This window comes from Nostoc sp. C96 (genome assembly GCF_059384975.1).
On the sequence record NZ_CM182020.1, the window covers coordinates 1562745 to 1588039 of the forward strand.

A 25295-nucleotide genomic window follows, 5' to 3' on the forward strand; every position below is an offset into this window, starting at 1 on the left:
AAATGGGTAGTGGCGGAGAGCATTTCCCCCTTGCACCCTGCTCCCTGCCCCGTTTCTTTATTCCCTCGGTAAGCGTTGAACTTGAATTTGATGCAGCCTTGGCCCAAAAACTGAGACTATGGTGAATTGAAGATTTTGGTATAAAAAGATTTCACCTTTGCTGGGCATTTTCTGTAACTGATAAAGTAAAAAACCGCCCAAGGTTTGATATTCCCTCGTTAAAGGCAAACTGAGATTTAAAACCTCGTTGAGGTCTTCGAGATTAATCTGTGCTTGTACTAAAAATGTGTTCTGATCCACAATCTCAATTAACAAGTCTTCGCTATTTGCTGGTTCTCCTGTATTGCCAATAATTTCGCCAATCACATCCTGAATGGTCACTAACCCTACAGTCCCGCCAAATTCATCTACGACGATGACCATAGCTGGCTTTTCTTGCTGCATCATAGGCAATAGTTCACTCAAGGGCGTGTTTTCTGGGACAAATCGGGCGGGACGCATCCACGGTTGGAGATGGGATGTAAAAGTGAGTTTCTCCATAGCTAAGGGTTGCGCCAAATCCCGAAAATAAACAATGCCGCGAATGTCATCTAAAGATTCGCCAATAATGGGATAACGGGAGTGACCTGTAGCCGTCATTTCTTGAAGTAAATTCTGGAATGTAGCATCTTTGGGTAAGCCAATAATCCCATTCCGGGGAATCATCACATCTTGGGCGGTGACATCACCAAATTCAAAGACGTTATTTAGCAGTTGACGTTCGGAATGTTCTAAGCCAGTAGATTCTCGTTCTGTGGCAATGATCATCTGTAATTCTTCTGAGGTAACTGGTGGTCTCCAGCTTTGACCTGTGTATTCAATACCAAAAATTCGTAACAAACAAAAAGTTGATTGGTTAAGAATCCAAATGAAGGGACTGAAAAAACGGACGATCGCTTTTACGGAAGGGCCTAAAAATCGCGCTAGTTGTTCAGAATAAAGCAGCGCTAAGGATTTTGGGCATAATTCCCCTAAGACAATTTGCAGATAGGCTACCAAAAAAAAGGCTATGGGAATTGACAGCGAATGGGCGATAAAGTTAGTTGTTGTGGCTGGTAAAGGCCAGGATTTCAACCATGTGCTAACCAGTACAACAATTGTACTTTCGCCAATCCATCCCAGTGCCAAACTAGAAAGGGTAATGCCTAACTGTGTTGTGGATAGCAGTCGATCAATACTGCGTTGCAATGTCTCAACGGCGATCGCTTGAATGTCACCAGCCTTAACTAACTGATGAATTCGCGATCGCCGCACTGTCACCATCGAAAATTCTGCTGTCACAAAAAAGGCATTGATGGCAATCAGCAGTAGTACTGATAATAATCGCAGCCCTACATCTGCCCAAGTTAAACCAGGAAAACCAATCACTGCCAAAGCTCTTGTAAACCTCGTTAAAGTAAAAAGGTAAAAGTAAAAAGGTAAGTCCAGCACTGCGAGAGGTTTTCCCTCCGCTGGCGAATGGCACACCCGAAGGGTAAAAATTAATTCTTTTGATTTTTGCCCTTTTACTTTTAACTTTCCCGTTCCTACCTTGCTACAGGAATGTCAGATACATCTAACTTGAGTTTTTGTGCAGGATAATCTGTCAGCGACAGAGATACTTTATTCACATCATCCAGTAAAGCTGTAGGAATAATCACTGTACCGGAAAATGTCGGGCCATTGGCAGGTAATTCTGCTGGTAAACCTTCTGTACTGGCGCTCAAGGTTCTACCTTTGTCGTCTGTAACATCTAAAAAACTATACAAGAAGCGTACAGAATCTTTCCCTTTGTTCTGCATTTTTACTTTCAAAAGTAAATCACCACCAGAATAACGCGCCGACTGCACTGCAAACGTTACACCTTCACTTTCGGCATTCACGGGGAATCCTGGCTGGGGTTTCTCTTCAACTACTTCCTGTGGTTTTTCTTGTGGCTTCTTTTTGTTGTTAATATCTTCTTCGTCGTCTTCTAATTTTTCTGATTTGGCAGCTTTAGCCTTGCCATCAATCCGAGATTTAACAATTTTTAATATTTCTTCTTCTTTTAATAAGGTTACTCCTGGCTGTTGGGAGTTATTGGTCTTAGCGCTGGCGAATTTGGTGGTCGGACGACCATCTGGGGTTGATACTCCTTTAAGAGCCAAACTTCCCAAATTAAACCCTAAAAACGCACTTACAGACCCTGCGCCCAACATCAGGATTAACAGAATCAACGTCAGTATTACAGTAGAATTTATTTTCATCGCTGATAAGCTGTTGCTGAAGAATGCTGGTCTATATTAAGAGCATTGAAGTTATGTGCCTCAATCCTTAAAAGAACTTAATCAATCATAGTGTGCATCATTTCATAATTAAATTATGTAGTATAAAAATCTGATAAACTGTGGTGCAAGGGTAGACAAATAGTAAATTTGAGATAAAATTAATATTCGACCAGGGTTGGCCGAGCGGTTGAGGCAGCGAACTCATAATTCGCCCAAGGCAGGTTCAACTCCTGCACCCTGGATTTTTTTAAGTGCTGAGTGCTGAGTAATCAGTTATATCAAGCAGAATTTAGAAGTGAATTGGAGTGTCACACTTCGGTAAACTTCTAATCACTTCTTTTAACTCCTCAGCACTCAGCACTCTAAAAGCGGAATTCTGTACCGACTTTAAGCTTGTTACTATTTAAGCGAGGAGATGCCAGTAAAGAAGTATCATAAGGATTGGGTAAATCTGGTGTACGTAAATAAGGGTCATTACCGACTTGCTGAGTCATAACATCTCGATAGAGAGTGTTCATCAATTCAGCATCACGGGCTATTTCATTTTCTGGAAAAGAATCCTTGAAACCGGAACCATTACCCAGAAAATTTTGTAGCTGACGCTTAGGAGTGTTATTTTCGTAAAAATTGCGATCGTGACGGAAGTAAGCTCGCTCAAATGCTTCATTAGCCGTTTCATAATTAGGTGTTGCCGTCTCAGCAAATGCCATAGAGGGAAAAACGAACCCTGTAGCTAAAAGCACTAAAAAACCACCAAAGGGCTTAAACTTTATACCCATCTTGCTTAACTCCTCAATTTTGAGCAAATCTTAACTTATGCTTAATTGCAGAACTCTGATGAGTTCAACCTTTGGTGTAGCACAACTGATAATCATTTGTAATGACGCATTCTACTGAAACCCTTACCCAGGCTGATATGTGGTCAGCCACTGCTGACTTAGCTACTTTGCGCCACAAGCTACTAGACTTGTTTTGCCAACTCGCCTATCAAGAAGGTGATTTTGTGCTGGCTTCAGGGCTACGTAGCACCTATTACATTAATAAAACCCAGGTAACTCTTCATCCTCAAGGTGCTTTAGCCGTTGGACGCTTATTATTTCCCTTACTACCTGCGGATACTCAAGCTGTGGCAGGTTTAACATTAGGTGCTGATCCTATTGTGACAGCAGTCAGCGTGGTTTCTGTTTATGAAAATCGGCCCATCCCAGCACTAATTATTCGCAAAGAAGCCAAAGGTTACGGAACGAAAGCTTATATTGAAGGCCCGACTTTGCCTGAAGGTGCAAAAATCGTAGTTTTAGAAGATGTGGTGACTACTGGACAGTCTGCGTTAAAAGCGGTGAATCGCCTTAAAGATGCAGGATATATCGTTGATCAAGTAATTGGACTTGTAGACCGCAAGCAAGGAGGTGCAGAACTTTACCAGTCTGTTGGTTTAAAGTTTGAAGCGCTGTTTGAAATTGCAGAAGTTCAACAAAGGTATCGGGAATTAGCGAGTTAAGGTGCTAAGTTAATCGCCAAACTTTGAGAAAAGTAGCTTTTAGATGTAAAAGTATCGGGGTGTAAGTGTTTTGCATACTTACACCCCGATAATCTTGTGTGAGTCTGAACAATTGCCAGGCATCTCAGCATCAGGTTCATTTATACTTTTTTGTCAGGATCTGCTTGGGGTAATATCGATTTATCTTCATCTAAGGTTGGTACAGGTACACCTAGCATTCTCCTGGCAGATTCCTCGGCCAATTGTCGGTCTTGCTCATTGTCAAACTGGTTTTCATCTAGCAAATATTTGTGTCTAATTGCTTCGTCTCGATTTGGTCGAGCGCCGTTTTTCCATCGATAATTAAATGTCATAAGTTGCAATGCACTGAAATTGTGCTTGGGTTTGACTGTATTGATCCTATGTGGGTAGTTGATGGTTGCACTCTACCAGAAGTTGAAATAAATTCGCCTTTTGATTGTTAAGAATGTTCATAATTGTCATTTAAGCTTAATTCTTCTAGTAGAGGATAGGGTTAATAAGAAATGCCTATACTGCAATTACCAAGCAATGAATTAATCAGCCCATAGCTTCACAGCAGCTATGGGCTTTTTCTTGAGTTTTTACCTATATTGATTTCGGCATACCTCCAAAGAAGTTACAGCCATTCAACTACCCCTTCAGGCTACGAATAATTAATTCTGATGATAGATTGGCTGAACTTACTGAACTTGTTAATCTGTAATTGTCAGAAAAAACATTAACTACAAACAAAAAACAAATGAACATTCTTGCTTGGATTATTTTAGGTTTAATTGCTGGTGCTATTGCTAAAGCTATCTACCCTGGTCATCAAGGCGGCGGCATATTGGGAACAATCTTGTTAGGTATCATAGGTGCATTTGTTGGTGGTAGCTTAGGAGTATTCTTCAGTACGGGAAATTTTGCACTGGCGGCTCCAACTCTTAGCATTCCTGGTATTCTAGTAGCGGTTTTAGGTGCTATTGTCGCTGTCTTCTTGTGGAATTTGCTAACTCGCCGTAGTACCGTTTAATAGATTTAATTGACTTTAATTTATAGTAAACATCAGGGAGATTTTGTTAATATTTTATCCCTGAACTTATTTAAAAAATAGCGTTAGTTCACTGAGAAACTAACGCTATTATTATAGTTTTTATTGACAGGGAGTATACAAATAAGAGCAAACAGATGTTTACCTTTACAGTAAGTTCTATCTCACCAATCTAGAATCTGCTATAGTTTTTACCTAATTATTTCTTTCTGCTGTTGATAACGTTGTTTAAATTGCTGTTGTCGTTGTTTATGATCCACAATGGGTTCAGGGTAGCCAACAGCGCGACGTTCTAGAGGTGTAATTTTACCAGTTACTAAATATTCGTTATCAAGAGACCGCAATTCTGGCAACCATCGGCGGATATATTCGCCATCTGGATCAAATTTCTGCGCTTGACTGGCTGGGTTAAAAATTCGCAAGGGTTTGGGATCCATTCCACTAGAAGCACTCCATTGCCAACCGCCATTATTGGCAGATAAATCACCGTCAATTAACTTTTGCATAAAATATTTTTCGCCTGATTGCGGACTAATTAGCAAGTCTTTTGTCAGGAAACTAGCAACAATCATCCGACAACGGTTGTGCATCCAACCGCTTTCATTTAATTGGCGCATGGCTGCATCTACTATGGGGTAGCCTGTTTTGCCTTCGCACCAAGCTTGAAAGTGTGTATCGTTAGTTTCCCAAGGAAAGTTTTTAAAGGCATCACGGTAAGCACCTTCAGCTAATTCGGGGAAACTATACATAGCGTGTTGATAAAATTCGCGCCAAGCTAGTTCTTGCTGCCAAGTGCGGATACTATTTGTTGTTTCTTCACTACGGCTATTTTCTTGTGCTTCTGTTGTAGCTTGCCAAACAGTGCGAATGCCAATTGCACCAAATTTCAACGCAGCACTTAATTGGGATGTTCCATCTGTCGCGGGAAAGTTGCGCTGTTCTTGGTATTCGGTAATGGCTTTATAGGTAAATTCTGCTAATCTCGCTTGGGCGGAGGCTTCTCCTGGTGGGAGAATTAAGTCACCATCCCAGATGAACCCTAAATCTTTGGCAGTGGGTAATGGAATTGCACCTGCTTTTTGAGCAATTTCTTGTTCGGCTGGGGTTAATCCTTCTAGGGTTTGTAAGGTGTCTACTGGGGGCAATTTTGGTTTGCTAACCCAATTTTTCCAAAATGGGGTGTACACAGTGTAAGGTGCATTGCTACCTGTGCGAATTTCTGCGGGAGAGTGGAGAATTTGATCCCAATTTTCGTTGAGGAATTGAATGCCTTTTTCTTTGAGTACGTCAATTATATTGCGATCGCGTATTTGAGAATATGGTTCTATATCCCAATTCCAAAACACAGCTTTGGCATTTAAAGCTTCAGCCAAGGCGGGAATTGCCTGCATAGGATCGGCATGGAGAATCAGGAGTTGGCTACCGATTTGGGCATATCGCTCCTGTAATGCCTGTAAGCAGCCAATCATATATGTTACTCTTACAGGCGCAATATCATCACGTTCAAGAATATTGCGATCTAGACAAAATACACCCACAACTTTTGGGCTTTGACTTCTTGCCGTAGCTAGTCCAGTATTGTCAGAAATGCGTAAGTCACGGCGATGCCAAAACAGAATTAACTCAGACATTTCCTACCTATTACAGTTCACTTGTACTATGCTAAATCCTAGCAGTAAGTTGCCATTATGAACTACGTAAACTAGTCAGTATGAAAAAGAGTCTAGAAAACGAGATACTAGTGATGAGAAAATAGCGTGTTTTACTCAGAACTTTCAATGCCGAAGACTAAAAGACGAAATTTCACACCTCACACTTCATCTATTTCTTTCGGGTTAATTTCACACACTAGTTCATAGACTACTGTTTTTGGTGGCTCAACAAATAAAGGCATCATTTTTTTCAAAATGTGTTGGTAAACCTCATTTTGGTTAGCTTCCATATCTTCTACACTTTCCCAAAAAATGATAGATATGCCTTTGTCAGTTCCTGGTTCTTGTAACAGATAGGCTCCTTTGAAACCTTTTGTATATGTTAATACAGCTTCTTCATAAAGTTGTTTGGCAGCTTCAAATTTACCAGGCTTGAATTCGCCCATTGCCACATGAGTAAATTTATGTCTGAGAAAATCTTGAAAATCCATAAAATTTTTCTCCGTACATTCAGATTTATTTGAGCTTTAAATTGTAATTTATTTTACAATTTATTGTTATGTTACTTTTTTTATCTGAAGAACTAAAATATCACTATAGAGTGCCTTAATGGCAAAAATAAGTAAAACTTAAAATTTATTGTATTTAATTTTAATCTGTCTTTTTACCTGCTTTTTGGAAATTCAATTCTCAACAATTCTCGAAATTGCTTGATTTTTGTTAATTAAGCAGGAAGTTAAAAAATTTAATATTTTCTATAGATTTATTACAGAATAGATTATGTAGCTTTTAAAACTCAATTACTTAAGATTAAATTTTAAAAATGCTTGAAAACAACGGGTATTGATAAGTTTAATAGTTTAAACCAAAGAATAAAAAGTTACATTTGTGAGATACCAAGCTGCAAGAAACTTATAATCCAGACAATTTATTTTTTGAATCAATAGATCATCTATCCAGCATTTGACAATAAAATGAATTTGACTACCCTCAAGTTAGCTAAATAGTCTGAAACTACATATCCATCAAATCTGGAAGCTATAGCTAAATTATAATTAAGAAAAAAAATGCCATTTTTGCAGTTAAAATTGCATAATCCTCTATTAAATTTAAATAAATGATATTTAACTCTTGTTTGCTATAGGTTGCATTCTCTATCTTGTTCTCAGGTTAAGAACATAAATTTAATTGATGAATTAACTATGCCATTACAAAATCAGCTAATTAATTGGCCGACTTTATATCATCTAATTAATCATGCTCCTTTAACGGTTACCCCTGATAGTTATCTAGTTGATGCTATTATCTTGATGAGCCAGAAACAAGCTCAAAGTCTGTCTCTGCCTAGCTTAAATAGATATTTAAAGGCTGATATCTGTAATCAGCAAAAAAATAGTTGTGTCTTAATTGTAGAAACTGGATATTTGTTAGGGATAATTACGTCCAAAGATGTAATAAATATCATTGCATCGGGAGTTGATATCACCCAAACAAAAGTGGCTGAGGTGATGGTAACAGCATTAATTACTCTCAGGCAAAGTCATGCAACAGATATATTTACAGCTTGGTCACTGTTACGTCACTATCAAATTAGTTATTTGCCAATTGTAGATAACCAAGGCAAATTAACAGGTATTATTACTGATAGTATTTTAGTACAAGCTTTCAACCGGGACATAATAGTTGGTATCAAAACAGCCTGCCAGAAACCAAAAAATAATTATCGCAAAATCAATGGTATAAGTTGTTTTATTCACCATGATCTTCAGCCAGGAATAGAACACAAATCGTCTACATTTCTATCAACTCATCAAGAACTTCAAAAAACTCGTAAAAAACTTCAGATGGTAGAAGAAAAACTCCACCGAACTCAGGATGAGTTAGAAAAAATAGTGGCAGAAAACCAGCGTTTGCAGCAGAAAATATTTGAATACCAAAAGGCTGAAGCAGCTTGGCAAAATAGAGAGAAACTTTATTGCCAACAAAAAGAAGAATCATTGCGTGAGAGTGAAGCCAGACTCAGTTTAGCTTTAGAAGCTGCTCACATGGGTATTTGGGACTGGAAAATCCAAACAGATGAAACCCTTTGGTCGGCTAACATGGGTCTACTGTATGGTTTACCTAACAGGACTGCGTGTCCAACAAAGGAAGACTTTTTGGAGTTAGTTTATCCTGAAGATCGGCAAGTTTTTACTCAGGCTGTGACAGCGACTATTCAACAAGGAGTGAAATTTGTTGTTGAATATCGTGCTGTTTGGCCAGATAGCAGCATTCACTGGCTGAATTCGACAGGTCAACTTTATTACAACGAAGACGGTCAGCCAAGTAGGTTAACGGGGACAACTAGAGATATTAGCGATCGCAAACAAGCTGAACAGAAAATTCTCGAACAAGCAGCTTTGTTGGATATTGTCACAGATGCAATTGTCGTGCGAGATTTGCAAAATCGGATTCTTTTTTGGAATCAAGGTGCTGAACATTTGTATGGTTGGTCAGAACAAGAAGCAGTAGACCAAAACGCCGATGAACTTTTATTTAAACAATCCTCACCAAAAATCTTAGCGGCGATAGAAAAAGTAATTGATAGTGGTACTTGGCAAGGTGAATTACATAAAGTTACCAAATCTGGCAAAGAAATTATTGTCGCCAGTCGCTGGACACTCATGCAGGATAGTAGCGGAAAACCTAAATCTATCTTGATTGTTGACACTGATATTACCCAAAAGAAACAATTAGAAGAACAGTGTTTCCGCACGCAAAGATTAGAAAGTCTTGGGACTTTGGCAGGTGGCATCGCCCATGATTTGAACAATATTTTGACCCCAATTTTAGCTGCATCTCAACTGTTGCAACTAAAATTTCCCCAAGACACAGAGCGCTATTATCAGCTAATGGCAATTATCGAAAATAATGCCAAACGTGGTGCAGATTTGGTGAAACAAGTATTATCGTTCGCGCGGGGGTTTAAAGGAGAAAACACAATTATTCTGATTAAGCACTTAATTTCGGAAATGTTGCTAATTGCCAAACAGACATTCCCGAAATCTATTGAATTTGCGATCGCCATTCCTGATAATCTGTTAGCTGTTTCTGGAGATGTTACCCAGCTGCATCAAGTGCTAATGAATTTGGTAGTTAATGCCCGTGATGCTATGCCAGATGGCGGTAAAATTGAAATTTTCGCAGAGAATAGATTGATTGATGAAGCCTACGCCCAAATGAATTTGGATGCTCAAGCTGGGCATTACATTGAGCTAACTGTAGCGGATAATGGTGTGGGAATGCAGCCAGAAATATTAGATAGAATTTTCGAGCCATTTTTTACGACCAAAGATATAGGGACAGGGACGGGGTTAGGTTTGTCAACAGTTTTAGGCATTATTAAAAGTCATGGTGGTTTTATTAATGTATCTAGCAAAGTCGGTAAAGGCACGAAATTTAAATTGTTCTTACCCGCAGTAGAAGGCTGTCAAGCAATCAAAACCGAAAACTTAGCAGTACCTTTAGGGGAAGGAGAATTAATTTTAGTTGTTGATGATGAAGCAAAAATTTTAGAGATTGCGACCATCGTCTTAGAAAACTACAACTACAAAATTTTGACGGCTAGTAATGGGATTGAAGCGATCGCACTTTATGCCCAACATAAGCATCAAATCAAAGCTGTGTTGATGGATATGATTATGCCGGAAATGGATGGGATAACTGCCATTCGCACCCTACAAAAAATGAATCCTCAAGTGCAAATTATTGCTTGGAGTGGGTTTAATCCCCAGGAAAACTTGACAGAAGTTGCCAATGCCAATATTCAGCTAGTTTTGCCAAAACCTTTTACTGCCAAAGATTTATTGAACAGTTTACAGTATGTATTGAAAAACCAAAATTAGGGTTTTTTAGATAGAAGGTTGACTTTTAAAAAATCTTAGGTGCAGCCTAAACCTGATTTTTCTAGTTTAAAAATCAACTAGAATTCTGAATAATATAACTACCCATTACTCAAGAAATAACATGGCCAAAGAAATAGAACGGAAATTTTTAGTTAAAGGCGACGGTTGGAGAAACCTGGGTGTGGGTGGTGTCTATCGTCAAGGATATATTGCTACTCAAAAAGCAGTGACAGTAAGGGTACGTATTGCTAACGACCGAGGTTATTTAACAATTAAAAGTCCTAGTGTGAATTGTTCGCGGTCTGAGTTTGAGTACGAAATTCCCCTAGCTGATGCTCAAGAAATGCTAGATACATTATGCGATCGCCCATTAATTGAAAAAGTGCGATACAAGGTAAAATTAGGTGATTTAACTTGGGAAATTGATGAGTTTGATGGTGACAATAAAGGCTTGATAGTGGCAGAAGTTGAACTGAGCGATGTCAACCAACAAATTGAACTACCAGAATGGATTGGTGAAGAAGTTTCTCATGAGAGTAGATATTTCAATAGCAATTTAGCCAGATTTCCCTTTTCAAAATGGTAAATTTCATCCCATTAAATAGGATATCTAAAAAGTATTAAATATTTCTCTTGCTCCCCCTAAAACCCTTAAAAAGCTACCCATTACTCGGACTTTTCTCAACATTTACGAGAGTATTCAATTACGCTTTTTATAACCCTGATTACTTCGTCCTTAATTCTCAATAAAAAATCAATTTTAGCGAGAATATAAAGACCGAATTTATCAAGTATGCTTAAAAAACTGAGTGTTTAAGATGATTACACAACAAGCATTTTAGGATGGTTAAGAAAGATGTAATTAATGGATAGCTTTTTAAGGTAGGACTGTTTCATTTAACAATTTATCTCAAAGTTCCTCGAAGTAATACAAGGTATTCTCAGATAGGCATAAACATCACTCAGTTGAACAGCCTCTGGTGGTAAGTGCAGAAATACACAGCATTTATAGACAGCAGCTTGATATTCTCGCCATTGCTTACGGATGGCTGTACTTACCGCATCTTTGCCTAAGTCTGTAAATTTTAGCCCAGCCCTAGCCAGCCAAACTTCGACATCAGTGGTTTCGCCAACTGGCTGGGATATAAAAGTTGAGTTATTCATAGTTTCAGTATTTTTGATGAAAAAAAAGTTAAATAAGTCCTCACAATCAAATATTTGTGTCTTTTTCAATATTTAAGCTTTGAAAAGACTGTTTTAACTGTTCCCAGAGTGTTTCAATTTGCTTGTAAGACTCGTCAACAGAAAGTTTTCCCGCAGTCTGAAGATTGCAAATATAGCTAACTCGTTGTGAAAATTCTTGAAAATTAGCATTAAACACCAAATTGTTCGGTGTGAATTCACCTGAATATTGGTAGTGTGGATAAATAAAATTGTGTTTGTCTATTTGAGAATGGTTATTCATAGATTATTGGTAATGAAAAAATAAGTAATATTATTGAGTTAGAAAAAAATTATTGAGCTAATTTGAGATTTTTTACCTCTATCTAACAGCATATATTGATTAAAAACCAGTTAAAAGGTATACATTCTCCTCAGTGTTGTAGGTTCAGTATATGCAGTAGATTTAAAATCTGCAATTTGGTTTAGTTGTCCAATTAATAAAATTAATTTATGTATAAACTTCTTCAAGAGACAGAATCCATACCATTTTGGATAATAAATTGGGAATGGATCTGTGCATCTAGTAGAGTAAGGCCTAATAAGCTGTTAAGCACCTAGTTTGCAGTTTAGACCGCAGGGGAGCAGAGGGGCAGAGGGGCAAGGGAAAAGAATAAAAAACCGATGAATTTGTATCATTTTTTTCGTGAAATAGGATAAATAGCATCAGCTATTTTCTAGTAGAGAAAGATTCCAGCTAGTCTAGGGATATTCCTGAAACATACGTAAAATTTTTGTATTAGCAAACACATTTTATTGCCTGTAAAACTATTTAGCAATTCTCTAAAAATGTGCGCTTAATGATTATCTCTATGGGAATTAGGGGTGTTGATTGATGACTGTAACTATTTTGGCAGTACTGATAAATATTTTGTGCGTATGGGAATACTAAATCTGAGATTTAAGATTTGGTATTATGCTAAGTATTCCCGGATATCGGTTGAGTCAAGAACTTTACAATGGCTCTAAAACCTTGGTTTATCGGGCTATTCGAGAGACTGATGCTTCATCTGTAATTATTAAACTTCTAAAAAATCCTTATCCTAGCTTTAGCGAACTAGTGCAGTTTCGTAATCAATACACCATTGCCAAAAATCTCAACTATCCTCAAATCATCCAAACCTACAGCCTGGAAACTTATCAAAATGGCTATGGGTTAGTAATGGAAGATTTTGGAGGGATTTCTCTGCAAGAATGGAGAGCCAGGGTTAACGTAGAATTCCTCATGGAATTTTTGCAGATTGCGATCGCTCTGTGCAATTGCTTAGAAATACTTTACCGAGAGCGAATTATTCATAAAGATATTAAACCCAGCAATATTTTAATTAATCCCGAAACCAAACAAGTTAAATTAATTGACTTTAGTATTGCATCTTTGTTACCGCGAGAAACTCATACTATCCTGAATCCTAATGTACTAGAAGGTACACTGGCTTATATTTCACCAGAGCAAACCGGGAGAATGAACCGAGGAATTGACTATCGGACTGACTTTTATTCTTTAGGTGTCACTTTTTACGAATTACTCACAGGCGAGTTACCTTTTCAGTTTTATGATGCAATGGACTTGCTGCATTGTCATATTGCTAAGGTAGCTCCTTTAGTACATGAAATTAATCCTCAAATCCCCGCGGTACTTTCAGAAATCGTCAACAAATTGATGGCGAAAAATGCCGAAGACCGCTATCAAAGTGCATTAGGACTAAAAACAGATTTACAAAATTGCTTATATCAATTAAAGTCAACAGGTGAAATTCATGGCTTTGCAATTGCCCAAAGAGATGTGTGCGATCGCTTTATTATTCCTGATAAACTCTATGGCAGAGAACTAGAAGTAGAAATTCTCCTTAAAGCATTTGGTAGAGTTAGTGCTGGCGCAACAGAAATGGTTTTGGTTGCTGGATTTTCTGGTATTGGTAAAACCGCTGTTGTCAACGAAGTTCATAAACCAATTGTGCGCCAACGCGGTTATTTTATCAAAGGCAAATATGACCAATTTCAACGTAATATTCCTTTTAGTGCCTTTGTGCAAGCATTTAGAGATTTAATGGGGCAATTGTTAACCGAGAGTGATGCACAAATTCAGCAATGGAAAACCCAAATATTAGATGCAGTCGGCGAAAACGGACAAGTAATTATTGAAGTTATCCCTGAATTAGCCAGAATTATTGGTGAACAACCAGCAGCCGTAGAATTATTCGGGACAGCAGCCCAAAATCGCTTTAATTTATTATTTCAAAAATTCACTCAAGTTTTTACCAGTCCAGACCATCCCTTAGTGATATTTTTAGACGATTTGCAATGGGCTGATTCAGCATCATTAAATTTAATGCAAATATTAATGGCTGATACAAATTATCTTTTGTTAATTGGTGCTTACAGAGATAACGAAGTTAATCCAGGTCATCGTTTGATATTAACTTTAAATGAAATCCAAGAAAAACAAGTACCGATTAATACAATTACTTTAGCTGCCCTGGGGCAGGAAACTATAAATCAATTAGTTGCTGATACTCTAAAATGTGCCACAAACTTGGCAGGGAATCTTTCTCAATTAATCTATCAAAAAACCCAAGGAAATCCGTTTTTTACAACCCAATTTCTCAAAGCATTATATCAAGATTATCTCATTAAATTTGATTTAGATTTAGGCTGTTGGCAATGCGACATTACCCAAATTGCTGCTCAAGCGATTACAGATGATGTTGTAACTTTTATGAGTTGGCAACTGCGAAAACTGCCAAAATCAACTCAACAAGTGTTACAGTTAGCTGCTTGTATTGGTAACTCTTTTGATTTAGCAACATTGGCAATTGTTTCGCAGCAATCAGAAATTGAGACGGCGGCTGCTTTATGGAAAGCATTACAAGAAGGGTTGATTTTTCCCATTAATAATATTTATAAATTTTATCAACAAGAGTCATTGGTTAACGGTGATTTTTCATCTGTAGAAGAACTGCAACAAACAAGCAATGACCAAGAACAAATGACCGTTTTTTATAAATTTTTACATGACCGAGTACAGCAAGCAGCCTATTGCCTAATTCCCGATGATCAAAAACAGGCGACTCATTTGCAAATTGGTAAATTACTCCAAAAACAATTCTTGGAACATGAGCAAGAAGAAAAACTGTTTGATATTGTCGGGCATTTTAATCAAGGAAGGGCATTAATCACCCAAACAAGCGATCGCCAAACCCTCGCCCAACTCAACTTAAAAGCTGGCGAAAAAGCAAAAACAGCTACTGCATACAGCGCCGCCATTGCTTATTTACAAATTGCGATCACCCTTTTAGAGTCAGACTGCTGGCAAACTCAGTATGAATTAGCCTCAAACCTATATGTAGCAGCGGCCGAAGCCAGTTATTTAAATGGTGATTTTGATGGGATGGAAAAATTTGCTGCATTGGTATTGCAGCAAGCTAAAACCATTCTTGACAAAGTGAAAATCTATGAAATTCAAATTGCAGCCCAAACATCTAGAAGCCAAATGTTAGCGGCGATCGCCGTCGGTAGAGAGGCTCTAGGGCAATTGGGCGTAGAATTCCCAACAGAATTAGACGAAATTCATCTGCAAAAAGCCTTAGCAGAGGTGAACCAGCAACTAGATGGCAGAGAAATTGCCAAACTCATTGACTTACCCATCATGAGTGAACCAACAGCGCAAGCCGCAATGGAACTGTTAGGAATGTTATTTGCACCAGTGTTTCTGGGTAATCCGGGTTTATTACCATTGCTCGGTACAACAATGGTGCGCTTGTCCATCCAGTTTGGGAATGCTCCCGCCTCGACGGTAGGATATGTGACTCAGGGTGTAGTACTGTGTTCATTTTTGGGCGAAGTTGAAACAGGCTACGAGTTTGGTCAATTAGCACTCTCCCTACTAGAGGAGGTGAATGCTCAAAGCCGAAAATGTTGTACTCTTACCCTGTTTGGCTGTTTCATTCAACATCGCCGACAACCACCTTTACCAACTTTTTCCACTCTGAAAGAAGCCTATCGGACTGGTATGGAAACTGGTGATTTTCTCTATGCTGGCTACAGCATAGTAATTTACGCCTTTACTTCCCTGTTCATGGGTGTAAATCTGGACACATTGATACTGGAATTTCCTACTTACAGTTCTGTCTTAGCTCAAGTGAAACAAGATTCAGCGCATATTTATTTGGATATGATGCAGCAAACAGTTGAGCAATTAAGAGAAACTGTCAGTCAACCAGATCGCTTAATCGGTAAGGTCTATGATGAAACGGTGATGCTACCGAAGCATCAAAAAGATAATGATCTCACAGGAATTGCCTTTGTTTACATTTACAAACTGCTGCTTGCCTACTCTTATGGTAATTATGCGACTGCTCTGGACTACATTACCCAAGTCCAACCCTATTTAATGGCATTATCTGGACTAATTCATATTCCCATTTTCCATTTCTACACTGCCCTCACCCACTTAACAATCATTGCCACACAACCAGAATCAGAGCAAAGTAAAATTCTTATTGAAGTAGAAACCCATCAAACAACGCTGCACCAATGGGCGCAATATGCTCCAATGAATCATCTGCATAAATGGCATTTAGTGGAGGCAGAAAAGTGTCGAGTTTGTGGTAAAAAATTAGCAGCAATAGAACATTATGATCGCGCCATTGCGCTGGCCAAAGATAACCAACTTCTCAACGAAGAAGCCTTAGCCAATGAACTAGCGGCTAAATTTTATCTTGCTTGGGGCAAACCAAAAATTGCTCAAATTTACATGATTGATGCGTATTACTGTTATGTACGTTGGGGTGCAAAAGCCAAAATAATCGATTTAGAAAGTCGCTATCCCCTACTACTGCTAACAATTCTGCACAAACAGCAAATACCTCTGAACCCAACAGAGACGATCATTTCTACATCCTTTGAGACAGTTGATAATACCAGTTTTAATCAAGCTAGTCTTTCCACCAGCCTCGATTTGTCCAGCATTCTCCAAGTTTCACAATCCCTATCCAGTGAAATTGAGTTAGAGAAATTACTCTCCACTTTACTTGATGTCATACTCAAAAATGCCGGAGCCGATAAATGTGCATTGCTGATGCCAAAAGGCAATTCTTGGTTCATTGAAGCACTTTGCCAACTAGGACAACCTACCATTGTTTTGCGATCGCTGCCCTTTGAAGATCATCAAACAGTACCCGTTAGCCTGATAAATCAGGTGAAAAATACCCATTCTTTAGCTGTAATTGACAATGCAACCACCGAAAAAACCCTAGCGGCTGATCCATATATACTGCAATATTCACCCAAGAGTCTTCTTTGTGCGCCAATTCTCCATCAAGGTAAATTGATTGGCATTTTATATTTAGAAAATAACTTGACAGTCGGAGCATTTACGCGCGATCGCCGAGAAATTTTGCATTTATTAATTTCTCAAACCGCCATCTCTTTAGAAAATGCACGATTATACGCTCAATTAGAAGATAGAGTCAAAGAACGCACTCAAGAATTAAACCAAAAAAACGAGCAACTGCAAACAACCTTAAAAGAATTACATCGTACCCAAACACAGATGGTACAAAGTGAAAAAATGTCAGCTTTGGGACAATTGGTAGCCGGCATTGCCCACGAGATTAATAACCCAATTACCTTTATACATGGAAATCTGAATTATATTCATCAATATACACAAGACCTATTGCAGATATTAAATGCCTATCAATTTCACTATCCCCATCCGCCACAATCTCTGCAAGCAGAAATAGACAATATAGAATTTAACTTCTTAAAAGATGATTTACCTAATATTCTCAAATCAATGAATATGGGTTCCGAGCGCATTCGACAAATGGTTGTATCTTTACGCAACTTTTCTCGCTTAGATGAATCAGAATACAAAGCTGTAAATCTGCATGAAGGCATTGATAACACCTTAGTCATGTTGCAATATCGACTGCAAGCACAGCCTGAGCGTCCAGCCATTAACATCATCAAGGAATATGGTGAGCTACCGTTAGTAGAATGCTACGCCAGAGAAATTAACCAGGTATTTATCAATTTGATTGTAAATGCGATCGATGCCTTGGAACAAAGTAATCAGGGTCGCAGTTTATCAGAAATCACCGCCAACCCAAATCAGATTCTGATTCGTACTACGAAAAAAGAACAAAACCAAGTAGAGATTATCATCGCCGATAACGGAATCGGTATTCCCGAACATATACAATCTCGCTTATTCGATCCTTTTTTCACTACCAAACCTGTAGGTAAAGGTACAGGTTTAGGCTTATCAATTAGCCATCAAGTTATTACTGAGAAACATAGTGGTTCAATTCACCTCAATTCTATATTAGGTCAAGGAACAGAATTCATCATCACCTTACCCATCAAAGCAAATTAACATCCTCTCGTTTCGAGATACTTTATCAAATAAAGCTTTGCTACTTCATTGATAAAGACTTAGCAAAAAAGAATTATTAAGTATGGACGTTTAACATCTAATTGCGATATAAAGTATTTACCCAAAAAAAAGTAACTCCAGTACAAGCAATTTTTCCAGAACTTATAAGGTTGATTTCTTTGATTGCATAAATGCTATAGCAATCCTAAATTATTTGTGACGTTCTGCTTCTTCTCCTTATTTGTGTGCTTTGTGTCTTACCCTGCGGGAAGCCGCTATCGCGTGTATGCGTCCTTTGTGGTTCGTTAAAAAGAATATTTTTTCACAACTCACATAGGATTGTTATATCAAGGACTTAATATTAATGGGTAATTAATTTATGAATACTAAACTTCGACTAACAGTAGTTGCACCATCAGGGATTTTAGATAAAATTAGAGGCAATCAATTGCATAGCGGCATTAGTGACCTGATAAATAATGGCACTAATATTATATTGATTGATATGAAAGACATTAAATTTATAGATAGTTCTGGCTTAGGTTTGTTAATGTCTATAATGCAAATGGCATCCAAGGCTAACGCCAAATTCTTTATCTGCTCTATTAATGAACAGGTTAGAATGTTGTTTGAATTAACTAAAGTAAATAAATTTTTGCAAGTTTTTATTGATCAGGATGACTGTAAACGTTATATATTAACAAATTTATACCGGGTTCCTCAGCAGTAATAAAAATCATTTTCACCCGCAAAAGTGAGATAGAAAATATTTGATAGTAAACTAATCGAATTTTAATGTAACCACTTTATACTGCTATGCTTACTAATAATACCAATTTGAAAAATAGCTGATATAGCAATCCTATTTGATTTGCGAAAATTGAGAGGCTCAGATCCCCGACTTCTTAGAAAAGTCGGGGATCTTGTTGTTCACGAATGATTTATGACTATGTTTTTTTCTTTTTCAGCGTGGTTATTTTAGCTGAACGACAAAACTAGGCGATGTTTAAATCAACGCGGACAACTAAATCGTTAAAGTCGCGATCGCCACCTCTTGGCAAATCTTCAAAGCCAAAGATATTACTACCTAACAAAGCAATTTGGTCGGTTTGTCTGGTGTTAGCACCTAAAAAGGGGAAGTAAACCGCTGGATTTCTGGGATTACTATCTAAAATTGCTTCTGGTGTGCCATTGGCAATAATGAATGGTGCATAGATATAACCTCCTTGCAAGGTTGCAGAGTAAGTCGATCTACCAGTGTTGGCTGTGAGATCAATCCCAGGAACACGGTGGCTGACAGCCGCTTCGGTGTAACCAGCTTGTCCGGGTAAGATATCTGCTTGACCATCACCGTTGAGGTCAATACCACCATTCACATTGGTGACTCGATAGAAACTGGCATAGTTTCTGTAACCTGCATCTTTGCTAACGACAAAATCAGCCGTGACTAATTCTGTAACGTTACGTAAGTCAATGAGTTCGGCTTGTGATTGACCTTGTAATGCTGTACCAATTGGTAAAACTGTGTCGGTAGATTGAATGTTGACTACCAAATCTTGGAAAGGCTGACCATTTCCTGGTTGAAATTCCCAAGCGAGGGAGAATTTATCGTTACCTAAGTCGGTGATTCTTTGGGTATTGGGATTAGCAAAGATGACGCTGTTGCTAGAGATATTACCAGCACGGACATCATCACTAGTACCATTGCTGACTACATAGAATCTGAGGCGATCGCCTGAGTCAAATTCTAGTAATCTGGAAATATCGGCAGTGTTCAAGCCACGATTCACCGCCGAGAAAATGGTTTTTGCTCTTTCTAAAGCAGCTGCGGTGTAACCTGCTTCACTTGGGGCGATACCGTTGATTCTACCTGCGGCATCATCTACAGTAAACACACCAAGTTCATTGGTACGGTTTGCACCGCGTCTGGTGAGGTCTACTTGCAGTCTGGTTTTAGCACCACTGCCTTTAATGGTAAAGATATCACTGTTAGGAGTTTGGACGAGGGGGCGATCGCGATCAATAATGGTAACAGTTGCAGCTGTGTTAGTTGTACCAAGGTTGTAATTATTACCATCAACCAAGCTCAAAGTCACAGTTTCATTACCTTCGACCAAATTATCATCAATTGGTTTAACGGCAATATCCACGTAGGATCTACCAGCAGCAATGGTTGCAGTCCCTGTGAGGCTGTCGTAATCACTACCGTTAATAGCAGTACCGCCAAGGGTGTAATTAAAGGTCAAGGCTGTATTGGTATTACCAACCCGCGAAATGCGGAACGTTCCAGGGGTGGAATCACCTTCTGTGATATTAGGAGTCGTGCTGGTAATGCTAACCACACTGGTAGCCAAATTTAACGGCCTGTCTAACTCCAGAAGAATTATTTCGTCGTTGTCGATATCTCCTGGTCTACCTTGAGAGAAGGGATAGTTATTATCATTAGCAACCAAGATAGTGTTTGCATCCAACACCAAGACATTTTCAATGGTGACAAAGGGAAAGGTAAATGTTGTGCTACCATCTCGATTCAAGTCGTTGGGGTCTTGAATATTCAGCAAATCTGCAATTTCTTGTTTTTCAACAAAGCCATTTGCATCGCGTTTTGAGAAGTCAACTTTGAAGATTTTTTTGAATTGGGCGGCGCTACCTTGGTTTTGATCTCGTTCAATCACCAGATACTCATGGTCATTAACTACGGTGAAGTCACCAATCGAGTAGTTGGGGTTATCCAAATGGTAATAACCAACCAGACCTTGATATTGCTGAGAAGCGACATCAAATTTATAAATCCGCAGTGAACCAGCAGGGTCGCCAGCCACAGTACCTTCTAATAATGGGTACAGAGTTTGTCTATCTGGACTGATGGCTAAACCTTCAAAACCCCTAGAACCACCAAGGTTAGCCACGGCTGGCTGTCCGACAAATTGGTCGCGGACTAAATCACCAACACCGGGAAAATCAGTAAAGTAGGCATCTACACCCAAATTGATGAACTGTCTGTATTCTGCCAGGGGGTCGCCGTTGTAGCTCGGTGACAAGAAAAAGCTTTCGCTGCGGAAGGTGTAAGGATGCACCTGCAAACCTGCGGCGTGGGCATCTTGTACTAAGGTTGTGGGAGTACCCAAAACGCGATCGCCATCACTAATCTGTCCATCGCCGTTGAGATCATCTGGTCTGCCATCACCGTTGCGGTCTACCGTTGTAGCCGGAACAATCAAGCGTTTATCCGGGCCAATACCTGCTGCGTAAGTTGCGATCGCTGCAAGTCCTGTCGGTCTAATTAAGTCGCCGTAGGTGCGAGTATCACCGCTAACCACAAAGTCATAGGGTCTACCCGCTGCACCACCAATTAACTGAATTAGAGGTATATTGATACCTGCTGCGGGGAGGATGTCTTGCTTCAATTCCCGTAGATTACCGACCTCAAAGGACTGAATAAATACTCTGTTGGGGTCAGTGAAATTTTCTCGAACTAATGTGTCAACCAGTAATTGACTGATATTAGTGTTGATGGGTGTACCGTCAAGGCGTGTACCAACTGATTCAAAGTAAACCGGGTGCTTAGTTTCGGGATAAATGCCGATTTTCCGCCCAGTTTCGGCTTCAACTTGCTTGACTAAATCAATGATTTCTTCAAGGGTAGGAATTTTCAAGCCATCATTGTTGAATCTGGTTCCGCGCAGTTGCGGCAAACGTTCAATCGCATTGAGGGTTTTCAGTTCTGCTAGGGTAAAATCTTCGACAAAGAAGCCATTCTCCGCTACACCATCAACAACTTTTGTGGTGCGGCGATTAGCAAACTCTGGATGATTTAAGACATCGGTAGTGGCAATGATGTTAGGTTCATGACGCGCGACTAAATAGCCATCTTTGGTAACTACTAAGTCTGGTTCGATGAAATCTGCACCTAAAGCGATCGCTAATCGATAAGATTCTAAGGTATGTTCGGGGCGGGAACCACTCGCGCCACGGTGTCCAATAACTAACGGTGCATTACCACTTAAAGTATTAAACTCTTGCAGGTTGCGGACATCGGGATTTTGGGGAGATCGGACAAACTCTCCGGTTAACTGGTCACGGACAAAATCACCAGTACCAGGGAAATCGGTAAAGTAACCATCAACACCCAAATTGATAAACTGGCGGAATTCCGCTTGGGGATCACCGTTGTAGTCGGATGCGAGATAAAGCCCTTCGTTGCGGAATGTATAAGGATGCACTAATAAGCCAGCAGTATGGGCATCACTCACTAAAGAAGTTGGGGCTGTTAAGGTTTTATCTGCGTCGTTGACTACACCATCGCCGTTGACATCATCAGCTTGACCATCGCCGTTAGCATCAACACCGCGAACCGATACAATCATCCGTTTCCAAGGGCCAATTCCTTCGGCGTAGGTAGCAATTTCTCGCAAACCTTCGGGTGTTCTTAAATCGCCGTAAGTACGAGAATCGCCACTAACTTGGAAGTCAAAAGGTTGATACTCAATCAGCGAACCGTCAAGTCTGGTATCAATCGCATCTAATAACTGGATTAACGGTAAATCAATCCCAGCCGCAGGTAAAATCACATCATTGAGTTGCCTGAGATTACCAACCTCAAAAGATTGAATAAATACTCTTGATGGATCAGTAAAATTATTGGCAACCAACAAATCAACTAATTTTTGACTGATATCTTGATGAATTGGTGTGCCATCCAAACGTGTACCAACTGATGCAAAGTAGGTGGGATGTTTGGTTTCGGGATAAATGCCGATTTTCTTACCTGTATCTCTTTCTACCTGCTTCACCAAATCAATGATTTCTTGCAAGGTAGGAATCTCATACAAGTTGTCGAATCTGGTTCCTCTGATACCTGGCAAACGTTCAATAGCGCGGAGGGTTTTGATTTCCGCTAGGGTAAAATCTTCAACAAAGAAGCCATCCTCTGAGTTACCATCAACAATTTTAGTTCTCCGGCGATCGGCAAATTCTGGATGATCTAAAACATTGGTAGTGGCAATGATATTTGGTTCGTGACGGGCAATCAATACACCATCTTTTGTTACCACAACATCGGGTTCGATAAAGTCTGCACCTTGTTCTATCGCCCGCATATAAGAACCAAGGGTGTGTTCTGGTCGTTCGCCGCTTGCGCCTCGGTGTCCAATTACAATTGGTGCTTGACCATTTAAAGTATTGAGATCGGTGATGTTGGGTGTGGGAATGGGTGCATCTAACAGTTTGCCCGTTGCATCAAAGTGCAGTAAGTAAGGGCCAAACTCATCACCAACCCAGAAAGTGCCATCTTCCGCAATTACAAAAGATTCAACATCGAAATCTGCACCAGTGAGAAGGCGTTGACTGGTGTTTTCATTCACAATCTGGAAAGGAACTTTATTATCTGGGTCAGATAGCTGAATAAAGTCTAAGATATTTACGCTACCATTCCCACCCGGTTCTGCACCCCGGAAACTCGGATCAGCGCGATAAATCCGCAACAGGTAGTCTGCGCTGTTACTTTGACTACCAAAACCGTTGTCAGATAAAAAGTAGAAGGAATTATCATCCGCAACTTGCACACCACTAAAACCTTGTACTGGTTGGGCGGCGAAGGGGACATTCCGTCCGTTGGTTCCGGTGATTGCACTACCAGACCTTGGCCCCTCAGCGAAGGTATCAGCAGGAAGTGAAGCAAAGCCTTCGAGGGTGACTCTGGGGACAAACTGGGAAGTATCGGGGTTGCGGGGATTGTAACTAGTGGTGTCGATGGTTAAAGCATCGGGGAAGGCGTTGGCGATGTTTTCCCAAGGAACAAATTTAAAGTTACTGCTGATATTCTCCCCATCAGCAATTACTCCTGGTTCATTAGAACCGTCTTGGGTAATGAATACACCAGAGGGGAAGTTAGCACCTAAAGGCACATTTATCACATCTGCGCCATCAGACTCTTGTACGCTATCAATTGACCCGTTATTCCCGACAGCAAAGCTACCTATATATTGGTTATTACCTGCACGGTTGTAAGCCACAAAGGTGTTATCGCCTTGGCTAGAAGCTAACAGATAGCCTTGACCATCGCTACCATAGTAAATAGTTAATCCTTCCACATCATCGGTGAGATTACTACCGCCCAAAGCCCGGACACGATCAATCAGTGTACCTGTATTACTACCGTAAGGTTCTGCGTCAAATTTCCAAATACCGACATCTTCTTGACCAATGTAGAGATAGCCTGTTTCTTGGTCAACTACCATCCCTTCAGTTTGGGGCGATCGCCCTGCTGTGGTAGGAATGGTAAATTCCCGCACTAGTTCAGCACCAATTTGGCCGTTACCTTTGTCGATTAATTTCAACTGGGCTACGTCTCCGGTTTGGCGACGGCTAACAAAGGCGTAGTAATCATTAGTTTGGGGGCTGCGGTATAGTGCCAAACCGTAAGCACTGCGTGATGAAGATGAGTAAGGCGGGTTAAAGGGCGCTGCTTGGAAGATAGTACTGATGCTGCTATCAGTAATATCTTCTAAATATGCACCGGGAGTTGTGGGGTTGGGATTAATTTTGAAGATTGCTAATTTATCATTTTCGCGATCGCTGGCTACGGCAATATCAATTGTGTTATTACCCAACTTAAAGCCATATTGCAAATCAATATTGTTGTAGCGGATGTCCCCCGGATTGAATGTTTGCAACAATTCCCCAGACAAGTTGTAAACTCGCAACCCGCCATTTTTCACTGAGGTTAATACCAAGCTGTCGGCAGAATTGGTGGCGTTGACATAAATAGCTGGGTCATCTGCATCCGCATTTTGGATGTCATCATCCAATAAAGCAGGGTTAGTTTCAACAGTCGGCGCAACGGTGGGAATTAAATCTGCATCCAAAGTGAGAATTTGGTTGAATCCAGACAAACTATCCACTTGAGTTGGTGTACCATTGACGATTCCGGCTACATCAGAGGGAATAAGGCCTGTAGCCAAAATTTGCTGTCCTGAAAATCCGACGTTGGTGATAGTTTTACCAGCTTGCATATTTTTGGGTGTGGATAAAGCAGAATAGGAGAAAGCGATGCCTCTGGCAAGCCGCTTCGCGTCTACGCAAATTTGGCAAGACAATATAAACTGCAAAGATGTACTTTACAGCTTGGCGATCGCACCATGAAATAACTGTTAGATTCAGTGCTTCAGGCTATCCCAGCTAGGTTAAGGAATGTCTAGCAAAAGGTTAATTAAACAAGGCAGGAGTTAAACTCTCGTTTCGATTAAGATTATTTCTAGTACAGTACGGCGGAAATAAACAGACCATCTGGAATTGCTAAAAGGCTTGGGGGATAACTATTC

The 25295-nt window shown here is 39.7% G+C and carries 15 protein-coding genes, 1 tRNA gene and 2 pseudogenes; 7 read left to right on the forward strand and 11 right to left on the reverse strand.

The features are described 5' to 3' along the window. Nucleotides 1–57: 57 nt before the first annotated feature. Together AC504W_RS06740 and AC504W_RS06745 are read right to left on the reverse strand one after the other, a co-directional pair. Nucleotides 58–1407, reverse strand: a complete 1350-nt coding sequence (locus AC504W_RS06740) for a hemolysin family protein (protein ID WP_494878595.1) — start codon at nt 1405–1407, stop codon at nt 58–60. Between the two features lie 158 nt (nt 1408–1565). After that, nucleotides 1566–2264 carry a hypothetical protein gene (locus tag AC504W_RS06745; protein WP_494876925.1) on the reverse strand — a complete coding sequence of 233 codons (699 nt, stop codon included), beginning with the start codon at nt 2262–2264 and terminating at the stop codon, nt 1566–1568. A 190-nt stretch (nt 2265–2454) separates the two neighbouring features. On the opposite strand from AC504W_RS06745, the gene AC504W_RS06750 reads away from it, so the two are divergent. Next, nucleotides 2455–2527, forward strand: a tRNA-Ile gene (locus tag AC504W_RS06750). Nucleotides 2528–2647: 120 nt separating this feature from the next. Here AC504W_RS06750 and AC504W_RS06755 read toward each other — a convergent pair. Further along, nucleotides 2648–3064, reverse strand: coding sequence for a hypothetical protein (locus tag AC504W_RS06755; RefSeq protein ID WP_494876927.1), 417 nt, complete (start codon nt 3062–3064; stop codon nt 2648–2650). Between the two features lie 101 nt (nt 3065–3165). Between AC504W_RS06755 and pyrE the strand changes: the two genes are divergently transcribed. Beyond that, entirely contained in the window at nt 3166–3786 is a 621-nt protein-coding gene (pyrE, locus tag AC504W_RS06760) for an orotate phosphoribosyltransferase (protein WP_494876929.1), read from the forward strand. Between the two features lie 140 nt (nt 3787–3926). On the opposite strand, the gene AC504W_RS06765 is transcribed toward pyrE, so the two are convergent. After that, nucleotides 3927–4139: a bromodomain-containing protein gene (locus AC504W_RS06765; RefSeq protein WP_096582767.1), complete on the reverse strand. Its 213-nt coding sequence runs from the start codon at nt 4137–4139 to the stop codon at nt 3927–3929. Nucleotides 4140–4546: 407 nt separating this feature from the next. On the opposite strand from AC504W_RS06765, the gene AC504W_RS06770 reads away from it, so the two are divergent. Continuing rightward, nucleotides 4547–4819 carry a GlsB/YeaQ/YmgE family stress response membrane protein gene (locus AC504W_RS06770; RefSeq protein ID WP_096582765.1) on the forward strand — a complete coding sequence of 91 codons (273 nt, stop codon included), beginning with the start codon at nt 4547–4549 and terminating at the stop codon, nt 4817–4819. 209 nt (nt 4820–5028) lie between these two features. On the opposite strand, the gene AC504W_RS06775 is transcribed toward AC504W_RS06770, so the two are convergent. Beyond that, on the reverse strand, nt 5029–6468 hold the full coding sequence (locus AC504W_RS06775; protein ID WP_494876932.1) for a deoxyribodipyrimidine photo-lyase, 8-HDF type: 1440 nt from the start codon (nt 6466–6468) through the stop codon (nt 5029–5031). 179 nt (nt 6469–6647) lie between these two features. Beyond that, nucleotides 6648–6980 (reverse strand): antibiotic biosynthesis monooxygenase, encoded by a 333-nt coding sequence (locus AC504W_RS06780; RefSeq protein WP_494876934.1) that lies wholly within the window; start codon nt 6978–6980, stop codon nt 6648–6650. A gap of 711 nt (nt 6981–7691) precedes the next feature. On the opposite strand from AC504W_RS06780, the gene AC504W_RS06785 reads away from it, so the two are divergent. Together AC504W_RS06785 and AC504W_RS06790 are read left to right on the forward strand one after the other, a co-directional pair. Further along, a complete protein-coding gene (locus tag AC504W_RS06785; RefSeq protein ID WP_494876936.1) occupies nt 7692–10373 on the forward strand; it encodes a PAS domain S-box protein in 2682 nt (893 codons plus the stop codon). Nucleotides 10374–10494: 121 nt separating this feature from the next. Then, nucleotides 10495–10959 (forward strand): CYTH domain-containing protein, encoded by a 465-nt coding sequence (locus AC504W_RS06790; RefSeq protein WP_494876938.1) that lies wholly within the window; start codon nt 10495–10497, stop codon nt 10957–10959. 311 nt (nt 10960–11270) lie between these two features. On the opposite strand, the gene AC504W_RS06795 is transcribed toward AC504W_RS06790, so the two are convergent. Beyond that, nucleotides 11271–11537, reverse strand: coding sequence for a hypothetical protein (locus AC504W_RS06795; protein WP_494876940.1), 267 nt, complete (start codon nt 11535–11537; stop codon nt 11271–11273). Nucleotides 11538–11583: 46 nt separating this feature from the next. Further along, on the reverse strand, nt 11584–11838 hold the full coding sequence (locus AC504W_RS06800; RefSeq protein ID WP_494876941.1) for a DUF7219 family protein: 255 nt from the start codon (nt 11836–11838) through the stop codon (nt 11584–11586). A 672-nt stretch (nt 11839–12510) separates the two neighbouring features. Here AC504W_RS06800 and AC504W_RS06805 point away from each other — a divergent pair. Then, on the forward strand, nt 12511–17973 hold the full coding sequence (locus AC504W_RS06805) for a trifunctional serine/threonine-protein kinase/ATP-binding protein/sensor histidine kinase (protein ID WP_494876943.1): 5463 nt from the start codon (nt 12511–12513) through the stop codon (nt 17971–17973). A 379-nt stretch (nt 17974–18352) separates the two neighbouring features. After that, nucleotides 18353–18703 (forward strand): STAS domain-containing protein, encoded by a 351-nt coding sequence (locus AC504W_RS06810; RefSeq protein WP_494876945.1) that lies wholly within the window; start codon nt 18353–18355, stop codon nt 18701–18703. Nucleotides 18704–18968: 265 nt separating this feature from the next. Here AC504W_RS06810 and AC504W_RS06815 read toward each other — a convergent pair whose 3' ends face one another. The 3 genes and pseudogenes from AC504W_RS06815 to AC504W_RS06825 form a co-directional block, all read right to left on the reverse strand. Beyond that, complete coding sequence (locus AC504W_RS06815; protein WP_494878597.1) at nt 18969–21293, reverse strand: esterase-like activity of phytase family protein; 2325 nt, start codon at nt 21291–21293, stop codon at nt 18969–18971. A gap of 522 nt (nt 21294–21815) precedes the next feature. Then, nucleotides 21816–21908, reverse strand: a pseudogene (locus AC504W_RS06820) (glycerophosphodiester phosphodiesterase family protein); the annotation flags it as partial. A 219-nt stretch (nt 21909–22127) separates the two neighbouring features. After that, nucleotides 22128–24986: pseudogene (locus AC504W_RS06825) on the reverse strand (phytase); the annotation flags it as partial. Between the last annotated feature and the right edge of the window lie 309 nt (nt 24987–25295).